14 protein-coding genes are annotated in these 13,662 nt (G+C 39.5%); 8 read left to right on the top strand and 6 right to left on the bottom strand.

The features are described 5' to 3' along the window. Positions 1 to 171 precede the first annotated feature (171 nt). From E0Y80_RS09245 to E0Y80_RS09225, 5 genes are all read left to right on the top strand, one after another. On the top strand, positions 172 to 642 hold the full coding sequence (locus E0Y80_RS09245; protein ID WP_156307390.1) for a hypothetical protein: 471 nt from the start codon (positions 172 to 174) through the stop codon (positions 640 to 642). 84 nt (positions 643 to 726) lie between these two features. After that, positions 727 to 1,791: a PLP-dependent aminotransferase family protein gene (locus E0Y80_RS09240; protein WP_156307389.1), complete on the top strand. Its 1,065-nt coding sequence runs from the start codon at positions 727 to 729 to the stop codon at positions 1,789 to 1,791. 199 nt (positions 1,792 to 1,990) lie between these two features. After that, a complete protein-coding gene (locus E0Y80_RS09235; protein ID WP_093099732.1) occupies positions 1,991 to 2,278 on the top strand; it encodes an HU family DNA-binding protein in 288 nt (95 codons plus the stop codon). A gap of 8 nt (positions 2,279 to 2,286) precedes the next feature. Further along, a complete protein-coding gene (locus E0Y80_RS09230; RefSeq protein ID WP_156307388.1) occupies positions 2,287 to 3,141 on the top strand; it encodes a tetratricopeptide repeat protein in 855 nt (284 codons plus the stop codon). A 276-nt stretch (positions 3,142 to 3,417) separates the two neighbouring features. After that, on the top strand, positions 3,418 to 4,971 hold the full coding sequence (locus E0Y80_RS09225; protein ID WP_156307387.1) for an Rne/Rng family ribonuclease: 1,554 nt from the start codon (positions 3,418 to 3,420) through the stop codon (positions 4,969 to 4,971). Positions 4,972 to 5,004: 33 nt separating this feature from the next. On the opposite strand, the gene miaA is transcribed toward E0Y80_RS09225, so the two are convergent. From miaA to E0Y80_RS09210, 3 genes are read right to left on the bottom strand one after another with little or no spacing between them, the layout of a single operon-like run. Then, positions 5,005 to 5,937: a tRNA (adenosine(37)-N6)-dimethylallyltransferase MiaA gene (miaA, locus tag E0Y80_RS09220; protein ID WP_156307386.1), complete on the bottom strand. Its 933-nt coding sequence runs from the start codon at positions 5,935 to 5,937 to the stop codon at positions 5,005 to 5,007. Beyond that, positions 5,916 to 7,088 (bottom strand): Gfo/Idh/MocA family protein, encoded by a 1,173-nt coding sequence (locus E0Y80_RS09215; protein ID WP_156307385.1) that lies wholly within the window; start codon positions 7,086 to 7,088, stop codon positions 5,916 to 5,918. The genes miaA and E0Y80_RS09215 overlap by 22 nt, the downstream gene beginning before the upstream one ends. 53 nt (positions 7,089 to 7,141) lie before the next feature. Then, positions 7,142 to 7,876: a hypothetical protein gene (locus E0Y80_RS09210; RefSeq protein WP_156307384.1), complete on the bottom strand. Its 735-nt coding sequence runs from the start codon at positions 7,874 to 7,876 to the stop codon at positions 7,142 to 7,144. 114 nt (positions 7,877 to 7,990) lie between these two features. Here E0Y80_RS09210 and def point away from each other — a divergent pair, with 114 nt between their 5' ends. Then, the gene (gene def, locus E0Y80_RS09205; protein ID WP_156307383.1) at positions 7,991 to 8,578 is read left to right on the top strand and encodes a peptide deformylase; all 588 of its coding nucleotides are present in this window, start codon (positions 7,991 to 7,993) and stop codon (positions 8,576 to 8,578) included. 73 nt (positions 8,579 to 8,651) lie between these two features. On the opposite strand, the gene E0Y80_RS09200 is transcribed toward def, so the two are convergent. The 3 genes from E0Y80_RS09200 to E0Y80_RS09190 form a co-directional block, all read right to left on the bottom strand. After that, positions 8,652 to 9,269, bottom strand: a complete 618-nt coding sequence (locus tag E0Y80_RS09200) for a trimeric intracellular cation channel family protein (RefSeq protein WP_156307382.1) — start codon at positions 9,267 to 9,269, stop codon at positions 8,652 to 8,654. Between the two features lie 119 nt (positions 9,270 to 9,388). Continuing rightward, positions 9,389 to 11,170, bottom strand: a complete 1,782-nt coding sequence (locus tag E0Y80_RS09195; RefSeq protein WP_156307381.1) for a M56 family metallopeptidase — start codon at positions 11,168 to 11,170, stop codon at positions 9,389 to 9,391. A gap of 2 nt (positions 11,171 to 11,172) precedes the next feature. After that, complete coding sequence (locus tag E0Y80_RS09190) at positions 11,173 to 11,535, bottom strand: BlaI/MecI/CopY family transcriptional regulator (protein WP_156307380.1); 363 nt, start codon at positions 11,533 to 11,535, stop codon at positions 11,173 to 11,175. Positions 11,536 to 11,749: 214 nt separating this feature from the next. Here E0Y80_RS09190 and E0Y80_RS09185 point away from each other — a divergent pair, with 214 nt between their 5' ends. Together E0Y80_RS09185 and E0Y80_RS09180 are read left to right on the top strand one after the other, a co-directional pair. Further along, on the top strand, positions 11,750 to 12,670 hold the full coding sequence (locus E0Y80_RS09185; protein ID WP_156307379.1) for a quinone oxidoreductase family protein: 921 nt from the start codon (positions 11,750 to 11,752) through the stop codon (positions 12,668 to 12,670). Positions 12,671 to 12,726: 56 nt separating this feature from the next. Further along, positions 12,727 to 13,071 carry a TfoX/Sxy family protein gene (locus tag E0Y80_RS09180; protein WP_156307378.1) on the top strand — a complete coding sequence of 115 codons (345 nt, stop codon included), beginning with the start codon at positions 12,727 to 12,729 and terminating at the stop codon, positions 13,069 to 13,071. The last annotated feature ends 591 nt before the right edge of the window (positions 13,072 to 13,662 follow it).

The following is a 13,662-nucleotide window of genomic DNA, read 5'->3' as shown; positions in this document are numbered from 1 at the left end:
TGCTACCCCAATTTTATCAATTGGAAGTAGTACGTGTGCTGAAAAACAGATGTTTGAACATGCTTTGTTGTTTTCCTGTAATAGTATTGTGTGATTGTGATTTACATTTTAAAAGTAACAAAAATCATGGAACTTTGTTTAATTATTATTGTAAATTTTTAAAAGCAGTCGATGAGAAGATTCTATTCCATTCTAATATTCATTTGTACAATAAATAGCTTTGGTTATTCCCAGCAAAAAGCGGAACAGGCTGATGGTTGGATATTTGGTCCTTCAGTAGGTTATCAATACCAGAGTGGTAGCTTTCTGAAAGCATCTGCATGGACATTATTTGCTCCCAATCAATCTCAATATATCAAGTTCGATGCCGGAGCAAATTTTACATGGATGATGGATCAATCCACCATAATTCCAGAATTCGGAATTACATACTACCTCAATAATGTTGCGGTCTGGCCATTTGTTAAAGGCGAAATTACACCTTATACCGCGACAGCTAAAGCTGGTATCAGCGTATTCTCCATATTGGAGCTTTCTGCAGGATATGGCTTTGATATCAATACCAAAAAGAATTTCAAACCTATTGATGGATTTACCCTTGGGGTAGGGGTTAATGTTCCCCTGAAATTTCATCTGTTCTGATCGAATCAACCTCAACCAAAGAATTTCCGTGGCCCCGTTCCTTTAAATGCTTTTCAGTACATTTGACTCCAGAAAATATTTACCATGACTGCCTTTAGAAACCTGAAACAAACTACGGGAAGAAAGATTAGCTTGGAAGGAACTGACTATCTGTTTTTTGGTGGAACAGCTTACTTAGGCCTTTTGACAGACCCTGAATACATCGATCTCTTTAAAAAAGGGATTGATATCTATGGGTTAAACAATGGAACTTCTAGATCCAATAACATTCAGATAGGCGTTTATGATGAAGCGGAGCATCATCTTGCCAATCGGTTTGGATTTGCTGCTGCAGCTGTTTTGTCAAGCGGATACCTTGCGGCCCAAGCGGCTGTACTGGCATTGACAAGAAATAAATATATAGTTTATGCTCCTGGAAGCCACCCCGCGCTATGGCGTAATACCCAGCCAGAACAACAAGGGAATTTCAAGGATTGGTCCGAAAGGACCGTTCATGATATCAATAGCTCCCAGGACACGGATTTTGCCATAATCTCTAACTGCATTGACAATCTTATTCCAAGTCATCTTGACTTTTCTTTTTTAGATAGGATATTGCCAAATAAGTACATCACCCTAATCTTGGACGACTCGCACGGTCTTGGAATATTGAAAAGGAACCAGGTTTCCACGAATTTGATTGAATTAAATCTTCCAAATATAAATGTTACAGTGGTCGCTTCATTGGCCAAGGGCTTAGGGACTGATGCCGGGGTGGTCCTAGGGGATTTAGAAAACATTGCTCAGGTCAAAAGGCATCCGATATTTAACGGTGCTTCTCCCAGTTCTCCAGCATCTATGTATGCTTTAATTCATGCTGAAGATATTTATTTGAGGGCATTTGAAAAGATGCAAGAAAATACGAATCTCTTGAGAGAGTCCACAAAAAGATTGAAGTTAAATCATATTGAAGATTTTCCAGTCTTTAGCTCAAAGGATCCTTTCCTTTACAAGCATTTGCTGCAAAAAAAAATATTAATATCGAGCTTTCCCTATCCATTAACTTCAAGTCCGATGTTAAATCGAATCGTGGTGTCTGCCCAGCACGAAGAAAATGACATACGTCATTTGGCTGAAATTTTAAGCTTAGAAAGTTCATTAATACTTTGATTGTCAATAAAATAATTGTAGCTTTGCAAGCCTTTTGAAATGTAATATTGGGGAGTAAACTACTAATTCATTGAATGATAGTGGGTTGGATTTGAAAAAAACACAAAAATATTTCCATTACTCATTTTAAAAAGATACTTTTGCATCCCCAAACGGGCTGATTAGCTTAGGGTATAGATTAATATAGAGTAAAATAGATATGACTAAAGCAGAAATTATTGCAGAAATCTCTAACAAGACTGGTTTAGAGAAGGTTGATGTACAAGAAACCGTTGAAGCATTCTTCAAAGTAGTTAAAAGCGCTATGATTGGCGGCGAGAATGTTTATGTAAGAGGTTTTGGTAGTTTTGTGGTTAAAAAGAGAGCCGAAAAAACAGCACGTAACATCTCTAAGAACACAGCTATTATCATTCCTGAGCACTACGTGCCTAGCTTCAAACCTGCAAAAGTATTTGTAGAGAAAGTTAAGAACGGAAATAAAAAATAATCATCTACATGAATAAAACCAGGCAAATCCAGATCATCGTTATTGCAGCAGTTGTCCTTGTTGTAGGATTCCTATTGTTTAAACCTGTGAAGGGCTTGGTCAATGAAGATGAAAAAACTGCAGAAGCATCCACTTCCTCTGAAGCGAGTGCTTCTGCAGCTCAGTTCAACCTGAGCTCCGTTTCTGAGGCAGCTAAAAGAGGATTGAATCCTGCGATTGTCAATGAAATCTCCGCCCTGGAAGCTAAGGCTAATAAAGCGGATGGTTCCGAAAAATTGTCCATCTACCAGCAACTTGCCGATAAATGGAACGATGTGGAAAAACCCGCGCCTCAAGCTTATATTTATGAGCAGATGGCCAGCATAGAACCTAAGTTTGAGTATTTCTTGAAATCTGGGGATAATTTCCGTAAAGGATATACGAATCTTCAAGATAGCACCCTTGCATCTGCACTAAATCAAAAAGCTATTGAAGTTTATCAAAAAGCCGTAGATTTGAATGGTTCTAGCTTAGAGGCTAAAACCGGGCTGGGTGCTGCAATGGTGACCGGGACTAATAATCCAATGGCCGGTATCGCCTTCTTGAGAGAAGTTGTCCAAGCTGACCCAAAAAACCTAGAGGCTAATAAAACCTTAGGTTTGTTCTCATTACAGTCGCGTCAATTCGATCGGGCGATCGATCGTTTTAAAATTGTAATTGAACAGAAACCTGACGCCGAATCATATTTTTATTTGGCGACAGGATATGAAAATATAGGGATGAAGAACGAAGCTATTGCCGCTTTTCAAAAAAGCAAGGAAATGGCTGCAGATCCGAGTCTCTCCCAGTTCATCGATCGTAGGATCGAAGAACTAAGTAAGTAATTAACACATTTTTTAAAATCATTTAAAAACATTAAAGCTATGCCAAGCGGAAAAAAAAGAAAAAGACACAAAATGGCTACTCACAAACGTAAAAAACGTTTAAGAAAAAATAGACACAAGAAAAAATAAATATAAAGCGTAAGCTTTATGATTCAAGTGATACAATCTATGATCGATTATTCATCATAGATTGTTTTTTTCATTAAACGGTTTTATGTTTAACCGGACATTATGAGTTGTGGAGCGAGTCCACAGCTGTCCTTAATTTAGTAGCTGTTGGTAAAGGAATTAATTATCGATTCAGTCCCCGATAAGGGGGTGACTATTGCTTTACTACAGGACAAACAACTTGTTGAGTTAAACAGGGAACAAGCTGGTAATAATTATGCCGTGGGCGATATTTACTTAGGGAGAGTAAAGAAAATCATGCCCGGCTTAAATGCAGCTTTCGTAGATGTAGGCTACGAAAAAGATGCTTTCCTGCATTACCTCGACTTGGGGCCTCAAGTACAATCCTTGATCAAATTAACAAGGGTAGTAAAGAATGGCAGTTATCAAGAAAAACTGCTCAATAGTTTGAAGCTTGAAAAGGACATTGACAAGGCTGGAAAAATATCTGATGTTTTAAGCCGAAATATGCTTCTACCCGTGCAGATAGCGAAAGAACCTATCTCAACGAAAGGTCCGCGATTAAGTTCCGACTTATCCATCGCTGGACGCTTTGTGGTATTAGTACCTTTTTCAAGTTCGGTTTCCATTTCCAAAAAGATTAAAGGTAGTGCCGAAAGGAATAGATTAAAGAAAATTGTAGAAAGTATTAAACCTGCAAATTTTGGCGTAATCATCCGGACAGTATCTGAAGGTAAAGGTGTAGAAGAACTACAAAAAGACCTCCTGGACCTAATCTCTAAATGGGAATTGTTTACCAAACGTCTTAAATCTGCTGAACCCCCTCAGAAAGTACTAGGTGAAATGGATCGTGCATCCACTATCCTGCGTGATATCCTCACCGATGAATTTACCCACATTTATGTGAATGATAATGAAATCTTTGAGGAAGTAAAGTCATATATTCAAGAGATTTCACCCGATCTTGAAAAAATTGTAAAATTCTATAAAGGAAAAGAACCAATTTTTGACCACTTCGGCGTTGAAAAGCAAATTAAGGCGTCTTTCGGCAAAACTGTAAATCTACAAGGCGGTGCTTATCTAGTGGTGGAACACACCGAAGCGCTCCACGTCATCGACGTCAATAGTGGAAATAGAATTGCCAATAAAGAAAATCAAGAAGATAACGCTCTCCTGGTTAATAAGGAAGCGGCAAAAGAAATTGCCCGCCAGCTTAGGCTGAGGGATATGGGTGGAATTGTCGTCATCGATTTTATCGATATGCATAAAGCATCCAACCGGAAAGAATTATATGGATTCTTGAAGGAAGCAATGGCCAGCGACAGAGCTCGCCATACAATTCTCCCTCCTAGTAAGTTTGGACTCGTCCAGATAACAAGGCAAAGAGTTCGGCCGGAAATGAGCATCGTGACCAATGAAAAATGTCCCGCTTGTGATGGTACCGGCGAAATTAGGTCCAGTATCGTTTTATTGGATGATATAGAAAGCAATTTGAGTTTTATTCTTCAGGAACAGAACGAAGTCGGAGTTACACTCTGTGTACACCCCTACATCGCAGCCTACATCAAATCTGGTCTTATATCCAGAAGAATGAAATGGTTTCTAAAATATTGGAAATGGATTAAGGTAAAGGAAGTGAGCTCTTATTATTTGACTGAATTCCACTTCTTTAACTCCAAGGACGAAGAGATTAAATTGTAAAGAAAGCAGGTTGTTTCGGCAACCTGCTTTTTTTTATACCCACTTTATCCAGTTTATCTTAATCCCATCCTTCTCCATCTTCCTAAAATATGTCATCTGACGCTTGGCATACCTATGAATTTCTGTCCTTAATTTCTTCAAAAACTCTTCCTCATCAATTTTTCCGAGCAGATAATATGAAGCATATTTATATTCAAGGCCAAACCATTGTAAAGCTTCATGGCTCACGCCTTCGTTTATTAAAGATTTTACTTCATCTATAAAACCTTCCTCCATTCGATTCGCTAACCTTAAATCTATCTTCGCCCTTCTATCGACTGCCGTTGGATTTAATCCAAAGATTAAATAATTCTTAATTAGTGGGCCTGTCGGTACCGGTATGCGATTCTTATCAAGGTAGTTTAAAATTTCAAGGGCTCTAACCAATCTTTTATGGTTTTTCCAATCGATCTGGAAATCTTGCGGAATTAGCTTCTTTCGGATTTCATCCTTCAGGTCCTCTGTGCTTAATTTGGAGAATTTTTCCTGCAATTCCCGGTCTCTTGGGATCTTACTATACCTATTTTCTTGTAAAATGCTCTGTATGTAGGATCCAGTACCACCACATAAGATGGCCATCTTTCCCAAGGTGTTTATTTTTTTGTAGGCAGCGTCAAAATCTTCCTTAAATTGTTGTACATCATACTGTCCTGTCGGTTCGACGATGTCAATAAGGTGATAGGGGATAGAATGGTACTCGGAGAGATCTTTTCCGGTGCCAATATCAAGTTTTTTATATACCTGCCTTGAGTCGGCTGATATGATTTCAGCATCCATCATCTTTGCAAGATTTACAGCAAGCCTCGTTTTTCCTGATGCTGTTGGACCTAATATGATAATAAGAAAATCAGGCGAAAGATGTCCTTTCGCCTGATCTATAATTTCAACAAGTTCTTGCAGATTTTTTATATCACGAACTTCGTCCATTTTTCATTCGTAGCGTTGCTAGCAACAACGGTATCAATAAATGCCATACCACGAACGCCATCATTTACATTTGGAAAATCCAACTGTTCAGCGGTTGGTGTTTTACCATCCTTTTTAGCGGCAACTGTTGCCGCAAAATTACGGTAAATGTTAGCAAAAGATTCTAATAACCCTTCAGGGTGACCTGCAGGTATTCTAGTGTTATGTGTTGCAAATGTACTTAAGGTAAAAGGTGCCGCATATGCGTTTCCTGTGCGGAAATACTGTCTTGGTTGATCCAGCATCTTAACGATTAAATTATTTGGGTCTTCATTCGCCCATTCAATTCCGCCTTTTTCACCGTAAACCCGAATACGAACGGCATTCTCTTCTCCGGCACAGATTTGAGATGCAGTTAAGGTTCCTTTTGCGCCTTCAGTAAATCGCAATAATACCGACCCGTCATCGTCTAATTGTCTGCCTTCTACAAATGAGGTTAGGTCCGCACATACTTCTGTAATTCTCAAACCTGTAACATATTCAGCTAAATGTGCTACGTGCGTACCGATATCGCCCATGGCTAATGACTTTCCGGAGCGTTTAGGATCTGTGCGCCATGCTGCACCGGCATTGCCTTCACGTTCTGTTAGTCGGCTTAACCATCCCTGTGGATATTCAACCATAATCTTACGGATCTTACCTAAAAATCCATCTTTGATCATCGCTTTTGCTTGTTTTACCATCGGATACCCTGAATAGGTGTGCGTCAAACAAAGCGTACGACCTGTGCGCTCCACGATCTGCTGTAATTCCAAAGCTTCCTCCAAATTTAAAGTCATCGGTTTCTCTACGACAACATCGAATCCGTTTTCTAAGGCTAATTTCGCCGGTCCAAAGTGCAGGAAGTTCGGTGTAACGATCGTGACGAAGTCCATGCGTTCCCCTTCAGGAAGCTTTGCCTCTTGTTCGATCATCTCTTGGTATGATGGGTAAACTCTCTCTTCCGGAACAAATAAATCCTCGCCAGATTGTAAGGAAATCTCTCTGTTTACACTGAAAGCACCACAAACTAATTCTATTTTACCGTCCATAAAGGCTGCAATGCGGTGTACCGCTCCTATAAAGGCATCGTTTCCACCACCGACCATGCCCATGCGAAGTTTTCGTTTCATAAGGAATAAATTTCGATTGATTAAGCTATAAATATAATAAAATTAAGCTTCTTTTATAAAGACATTACTAATTTAATACTTCCTAGGTTACGGTATAAATAACCATTCGGATGGTTATCAGCTATTTCCAGCAGTTCCTCTTCTTTCCCGATAATATATTGTATCCCTTCGCTCACCCAAAATGTTTCCCCTTTCCTCATCCCCCTTTCTTCAAAGCCGATGGCTTTTAGCGATGAATCCTGTGCCCAGTCCATATCCACATAGGTCATAATATCATCGGGATTAAAATCCTTTTTGAACGCCTTGATCAGTTTGGAGAGCCCCCCGATTACAATATGGTCAGACTTGTGACAGAATCGTAGGAGTTCGAACGACCTATATTCCTCTGCATAATCACGCATTTTCCTACCCCCGCTGAATACGGCTACTGAAACCAGTTCCCCTTGGTAAAAGAGCCCATAACGATACTTGCCGGGCAGGACAATCTGTAAATGATGTTCCTCTTGAAAAGCCAGGGCCTGTTTTTTATCGATCCGGGCCAATACGGTTTCACGGGCATAGATCTTAACCGCCTTCCCTGAAAGTGCCTTGATGCGGTTCTTTATTTTTGGTAACTGAAGGCCTAATTGCTGTTCGGAAATGATAATCCTTCTTTTAGAATCAATTTCATGAACATCAACCCCCAGCCGCTGAATAATATAGAGGTCAAAGGGTAATCCGGGACAAAAGAACCGAATAAATCCATCGGATTGTTCCATAGAAAGTGAAGGGTCTAGCTGATCCTTCATAAAATGAAATAAAGAGGTAATGCTTGGACTATCCATGTGGCAAAAATAAGTCAATTCAATCAATATGGATCCTCTTCTAAATTATTAATATCTTTGCACTGTAAATAAAAACAAATGAAATTACCAATAGTAGCATATGGAGATCCTGTTTTACGTCAGAGAACAGAAGAGATTGATGAGGAATATCCAGAATTAAAGCAGCTTTTAGATAATATGTTTGAAACAATGTATGCTGCCAATGGCGTGGGATTAGCTGCTCCACAGGTTGGATTGCCGATCAGGTTGTTTGTAATTGACGCTTCTCCATTCGGCGAAGATGACGAGGATGGTCCGGGTGACCCAACCGCAAAGGATTTTAAGCGGGTTTTTATTAACCCAATCCTGGTAGAAGAATCAGGTGAAAAATGGGCATTCTCTGAAGGCTGTTTGAGTATTCCAAATATCAATGAAGAGGTGTTGAGAAAGAAAAATGTCATTATCAACTACTTGGATGAGAATTTTGAAGAACAGGAGGAAGAACTAACAGGACTCGCTGCGAGGGTAGTCCAGCATGAATATGACCATATCGAGGGAAAGTTGTTCATCGATAAGCTTGGGCCTCTGAAAAAAGCTATGCTTAAAAGTAAGCTCGATAATATTTCAAAAGGCCAAATAAGGGTCTCGTATAAAATGACTTTTCCACAGCTGAAAAAGAAAAGGTAAAACAGAAGCCAGGTCGAAGATCTGGCTTTTTTATCACCTGTATATTTAATACATATTCCGATATTTAAGGCGGCTATTCCTTTTGCTGTACAGGGGTAACGGCAGGTAAGGATAGGTTGTATCTAACGGATAAAAACCGAATCCCAAACACAACACCTGCACTCACAAAATAATTAACATCATCACTGACCGGTGTCATCTGTAAGATTACAAACGTTAGGGAGCCAGCTAAGCAGGCGGAAGCGTAGATTTCTTTTCGAAGTATTAATGGAGTGACATTCATTAATACGTCCCGTATGACCCCGCCCATACAGGCTGAAAACATCCCCAGCATTACGGCCGAAATCGCACTGCTCTCATATGCCAATGATTTTTCAACTCCTACTACCGTGAAAAAACCAATTCCCAATGCATCAAATAGAAAAAGTGTCCGTGCAAACCGATCTAAATTCTTGTTAAAAAATATGGATATCAGGACACCTATTAGGATGGCCAATAGGTAATTCCCATCCTCCACCCAAACCGGCCTTAAGTTTAAAAAGACATCCCTAAGGGACCCACCTCCGATAGCGGTGACAAACCCCATAAATGTGGCTCCAAAAATATCAATACCTTTTCTGTTTGCTGCCATAGCGCCAGAAATGGCAAAAACCATGGTTCCCAATAAATCAATCCAATAAATTAGCTCCATTCATTTAGTTTTTCTTACAATGCAATATTACTAATTTATAGCTTTCCCTAACATCAAAAAAGAAAGGCCCCAATTGAGGCCTCCTAAAACTAAACAACGAAACAATAAATTATAAGCTTTTAAATCTTTGAAATCCCTTTCTTATTTCTTAGCTCTTCTAAATCTTTCTGATACTTCTGGTTGATCTCTTTATACTCCGGAGAGTTTTGAAGCTTTTTCCATTCTTCCTCTTTCTTTTTCCACTCGGGACTCCTAAAATACTCATCTAATTTTTTACCATCTGCTTCTATTTTTTCAATCTGTTTCCTCCACTCAGGCGAGTTGAAGTGATCCTGAACCTTGGAGGCTTCCTTTTCAATGTTTGCCATTTGTTGCTTCCATTCCGGGCTTTCGAAATATGCAGTTACTTTTTTGCTGTCTTCTTCAATCTTTTTTATCTGATTGTTCCATTCGGCAGAATTGAAATACTCCTGAACTTTTGAGGCTTCCTTCTCAATGTTTGCCATTTGCTTCTTCCATTCCGGGCTTTCGAAATAAGCCGTTACTTTCTTGCTGTTTTCCTCAACTTGCTTCATCTGTGCCTTCCATTCAGGCGAATTAAATTTTTCCTGGACTTTCATAGCATTTGCATTGATTTCAGCAATCTTATCCTTCCACTCCTTAGAATCGTAGTATTCCTGCATTTTCTTAGAATTAGCTTCAATCGAACGGATTTTATTCCTGACCTCTAAGGGTAGCTCCACGGTGTCAATTATCATATTGTTTTGCTGTATGACCATTGCCTTAGGCTCCTTTGCGTTCAATGGAACCTGAGCAGGTTCAGGAATTTCCGGCCTGATGGTGTCATAAACTATCTTATTCGTGGCTTGTACCTTTGCTTCCGAAGCTTGTTGTTCCTGAGCATTGCTTTTATTTATAGGTAATAGGAATGCCAAGGTTAATATCCCAATCCCACTCATTAATACCGCAATCAATTGTGGCCTTACATTTTTATAATTCGTTTCCATTTTTGTGATTCTTTTGATTCTATTTAATAGGTGGTTTTTATTTCCAGTTGCTGCTAATGTCAATGCTGGATTTAATCGCATGCGCAAATCTTCCAATTTCACTAAGGCCTGTGCATAGGATAATGGCGTGGAAATATGTTCCACCACCATATCATCGCAGGCATGTTCTCTTTCCCTTTCCATAACTTTTGATAATGCCCATATAAATGGATTAAAGAACATAACCGTTTCTATGCCTACCTTCAATAGATTGAAAAGGTAATCCTGCCTTTTTACATGGGCTAGCTCATGTAGTATGATGGCTTCCACGTGGGCCAGGTCCATTTTGTTCGCATAAGCTATAGGAAAGAGAATGAAGGGCCTGATATGTCCGAGTGTAATCGGAACCGAAATATTGTTGGACAGATATAGGCCAACGGATTTCCTAACGTCTAATTTTTGCTTTGCCCCTTCATATAGCTTGTTCCAATTTTCGGGGATCGAATCCAGGCCTTTGTACTTCAATGTCCTTAATCTTATTAAGCTGTTGGTTAATAACAAGATCTGCACGATAAACCCTATCAAATAGCCCGATACAACATATGGCAATAAATTTTCAAACCTAAATTGCTCATCGCCGATTTGACCAACAATGTTTTTAAAATCTTCTGGACGGATATTCCTTAAATCAATTGATTGATTTCCTAACTGGTAGAAATAGATAAATGTGAAGATAAAGCTGACGAAAATTGAGATTTGAGTCGCAAATGCAGCATTGTGCTTTGCTTTTGCCGTAAGCTGTGGATAAAACATCGTATATAAACTATAGATAATAAACCAAATGGATGCCTGCCACAAGGAATGTGTAATGCTCCAGCCTAGGGCGTGACTAAAATTGATGATGAAATTTTCCATGTCTAATTCAATTCAAGGGTTTTTAAAAATGCCTTAATCTCATCCAACTCCTCTTGGCTTGTTCTCTCGTTTCCTAAGGCCTGCATAACCAATCGAGATGTTGATCCGTTATATACAGAGTCAATCATTTTATCCAACATTTTTTCTTGGATCTCTTCCTTAACTAATTTCGCTTGGTAAAGGTGGGTCTTCGAGCTTGTGTCTCTAATTACCATTCCTTTGTCATGCATGATCTGCATAAGTTTTAATATAGTGGTATATCCAACGTCCTTTTTGTCCAAGGTCTCAAAAACTTCTCTAACACTGCTTTGTCCCTTATCCCAAAGGACCTGCAAGATTTCCATTTCGCTTTCTGTCGGTTTCATACGTTATCTATTAGTATCTACGAATGTTTTCGTATTCAAATGTACGAAGGGTTTCGTATAATCAAAATATTTTTTTGAATTTTTATCAGAAAACTCATTAAGTATCTGATAATGAGGTTAAAAAAAATAAAAAAAAGTTCCTTTTCTTAATAATAAATGTTAAATTCAAAACTATATCCTTTTCTGGTGATTTATTAAATACAATAGTTCTACTATGAAAGCAATCCTCTATAGTGAATTTGGAGATATTGAGAATGGGAGATATGAAAGTATCCATGATCCTGAATTAAAGGCTGGGACTGCCTTAATCCATGTACTCTATGCAGGTATAGTTCCTTTCGATGTTAAGGTCCTGGAAAAGACAATTCCGATGCCGCACATTAAATTTCCATTTATTCCGGGTGCAGAATTCTCCGGTGTAATTGTTCAAATCTCTAATACAGAGGATGGATTTCAGGTCGGTGATTATGTCTGTGCCAATCCCAGAAGCTATGGTGGTGCATTTGCGGAACAGATTGTGGTCAATACGGGGGAATTAAGTAAGATCCCCATCGGCCTGGCCTTTGAGTCGGCTGCCGCTTGTCCCGTTTCTTCCTTAGCTGCCTGGCATGCATTGTTTGATAAAGGAAAATTGAGGGAGGGGCAGAGTGCATTAGTTGTAGGAGCTTCTGGTAATGTGGGCTCCTATGCCGTTCAATTTGCGAATAAGGCCGGTGCTACTACCTATGCCGTCGGTTCTCAGCAATATCAGTTTGCCGTGCTCGATATGGGCGCTAACTTCTATCTCGATTATAAAGTGGAAAATTATCTAGAAGGTTTGCCAGAAATGGATCTGGTAGTCGATCTTATCGGAACAGCAGATCAAAATAAACTTATTCCTTTAATTAAGGAAGGTGGAACGATTGTGAGTCTTGTTCAACAGCCGGATCCGGAATTACTGAATCTTTATAACGTAAATGGATTCCTTTTAAACTCTGGGCCAAATCCAAAGCAGCTAAATGAAATATTGGATCAGATTCATAAAGGTGAAATTAAAATCAATATCTCCAAGGTTCTTTTGATGCAGGATGCCGTTGTTGGTTTGAAAGAGGTTAGGAGCGGTAAACAGAACGGTAAAGTATTGTTGAAAAACTAATTTTATTTTCATGGTTCAGTTGATTTCAGTTTAAACTTTATTATATCAGCTTTTGTATGGCATATGATCTAAATCTTGCAAATAAGGTGAGGGAATATCTAACTGAGGCCACGGCATTAGAAGTGCAAGAGAAAACCATGTTCGGAGGAATTGCATTTTTAGTTGACGGTAAAATGTGTGTCAATGTTTCTGGGGAACATTTGATGTGCCGGATCGACCCTAAGCAAGCTGACCAATTAAATAAAAGGAGTGGGGTAGAGCCTATGGTTATGCGAGGGAGAAAATTGGATGGTTATTGTTTGGTGAACTTTGATGGTTATAAGGATAAGAAAGATTTAGAGTTTTGGATTGATGCCTGTTTGAAATTTAATCATCTTGCTGAAAGATCAAAGAAAAAATAGCTCAGCTGTTTTTGGTTGGCTGTCCCTGCTATCTTTATCGCAGGAGCAATTTTGCCCTGTAAAAATTCTCTTCGGGTACATATTTCAGTCTAAGCATAAAAATTATCGGCCAATGGGATAGCGAGTTACGGTTCCTGGGTAAAAATACTTTGCCGCGGGGCTTGGAAGTGAATGTAATTTGTCCCTATCTTTGCACCACTCCGCAAGGGAGGGACGGCCCACGGGCCACTGAAATAAGGGAAGCGCACGGGTAGCCGGCAGGATCCGAGAGGTCCTCTGGAAACCGGGAGAAAACCACCGCGAAAATTATTTTAAAATAAATTTTGCGGATTCAAAAAAAGCTTCTACCTTTGCAGTCCCAACCAGGGAATACGGCACAGGGCGCGACGCCCGGGCCGATAAAAAGTGAAAGTTTGGAAGTGCCGAAAGGTACTTTACGACATACAGCCGAAGCGCGAAGCGGAGGCGAGGAAAGTTCTTTAAATGATCATGTAGCGCAGCGAAGTTCCCAGTGATGGGAGCATAGCTGAAAAGATAAACAAGATAATCGATTCAGATATCCCGGAGCGGGAGGAAAACATAAAACAAGAC

It is taken from the genome of Sphingobacterium endophyticum (assembly GCF_009733535.1).
Taxonomy (GTDB): Bacteria; Bacteroidota; Bacteroidia; order Sphingobacteriales; family Sphingobacteriaceae; genus Sphingobacterium; species Sphingobacterium endophyticum.
This window is presented reverse-complemented; position numbering and strand designations above follow the sequence as displayed.

What these genes read in the sequence shown, in the direction of transcription:
- E0Y80_RS09245 (WP_156307390.1), top strand. Translation starts at nt 172, where the DNA reads ATGAGAAGATTCTATTCCATTCTAATATTCATTTGTACAATAAATAGC.
- E0Y80_RS09240 (WP_156307389.1), top strand. Translation starts at nt 727, where the DNA reads ATGACTGCCTTTAGAAACCTGAAACAAACTACGGGAAGAAAGATTAGC.
- E0Y80_RS09235 (WP_093099732.1), top strand. Translation starts at nt 1,991, where the DNA reads ATGACTAAAGCAGAAATTATTGCAGAAATCTCTAACAAGACTGGTTTA.
- E0Y80_RS09230 (WP_156307388.1), top strand. Translation starts at nt 2,287, where the DNA reads ATGAATAAAACCAGGCAAATCCAGATCATCGTTATTGCAGCAGTTGTC.
- miaA (WP_156307386.1), bottom strand. Translation starts at nt 5,937, where the DNA reads ATGGACGAAGTTCGTGATATAAAAAATCTGCAAGAACTTGTTGAAATT.
- E0Y80_RS09215 (WP_156307385.1), bottom strand. Translation starts at nt 7,088, where the DNA reads ATGAAACGAAAACTTCGCATGGGCATGGTCGGTGGTGGAAACGATGCC.
- E0Y80_RS09210 (WP_156307384.1), bottom strand. Translation starts at nt 7,876, where the DNA reads ATGAAGGATCAGCTAGACCCTTCACTTTCTATGGAACAATCCGATGGA.
- def (WP_156307383.1), top strand. Translation starts at nt 7,991, where the DNA reads ATGAAATTACCAATAGTAGCATATGGAGATCCTGTTTTACGTCAGAGA.
- E0Y80_RS09200 (WP_156307382.1), bottom strand. Translation starts at nt 9,269, where the DNA reads ATGGAGCTAATTTATTGGATTGATTTATTGGGAACCATGGTTTTTGCC.
- E0Y80_RS09195 (WP_156307381.1), bottom strand. Translation starts at nt 11,170, where the DNA reads ATGGAAAATTTCATCATCAATTTTAGTCACGCCCTAGGCTGGAGCATT.
- E0Y80_RS09190 (WP_156307380.1), bottom strand. Translation starts at nt 11,535, where the DNA reads ATGAAACCGACAGAAAGCGAAATGGAAATCTTGCAGGTCCTTTGGGAT.
- E0Y80_RS09185 (WP_156307379.1), top strand. Translation starts at nt 11,750, where the DNA reads ATGAAAGCAATCCTCTATAGTGAATTTGGAGATATTGAGAATGGGAGA.
- E0Y80_RS09180 (WP_156307378.1), top strand. Translation starts at nt 12,727, where the DNA reads ATGGCATATGATCTAAATCTTGCAAATAAGGTGAGGGAATATCTAACT.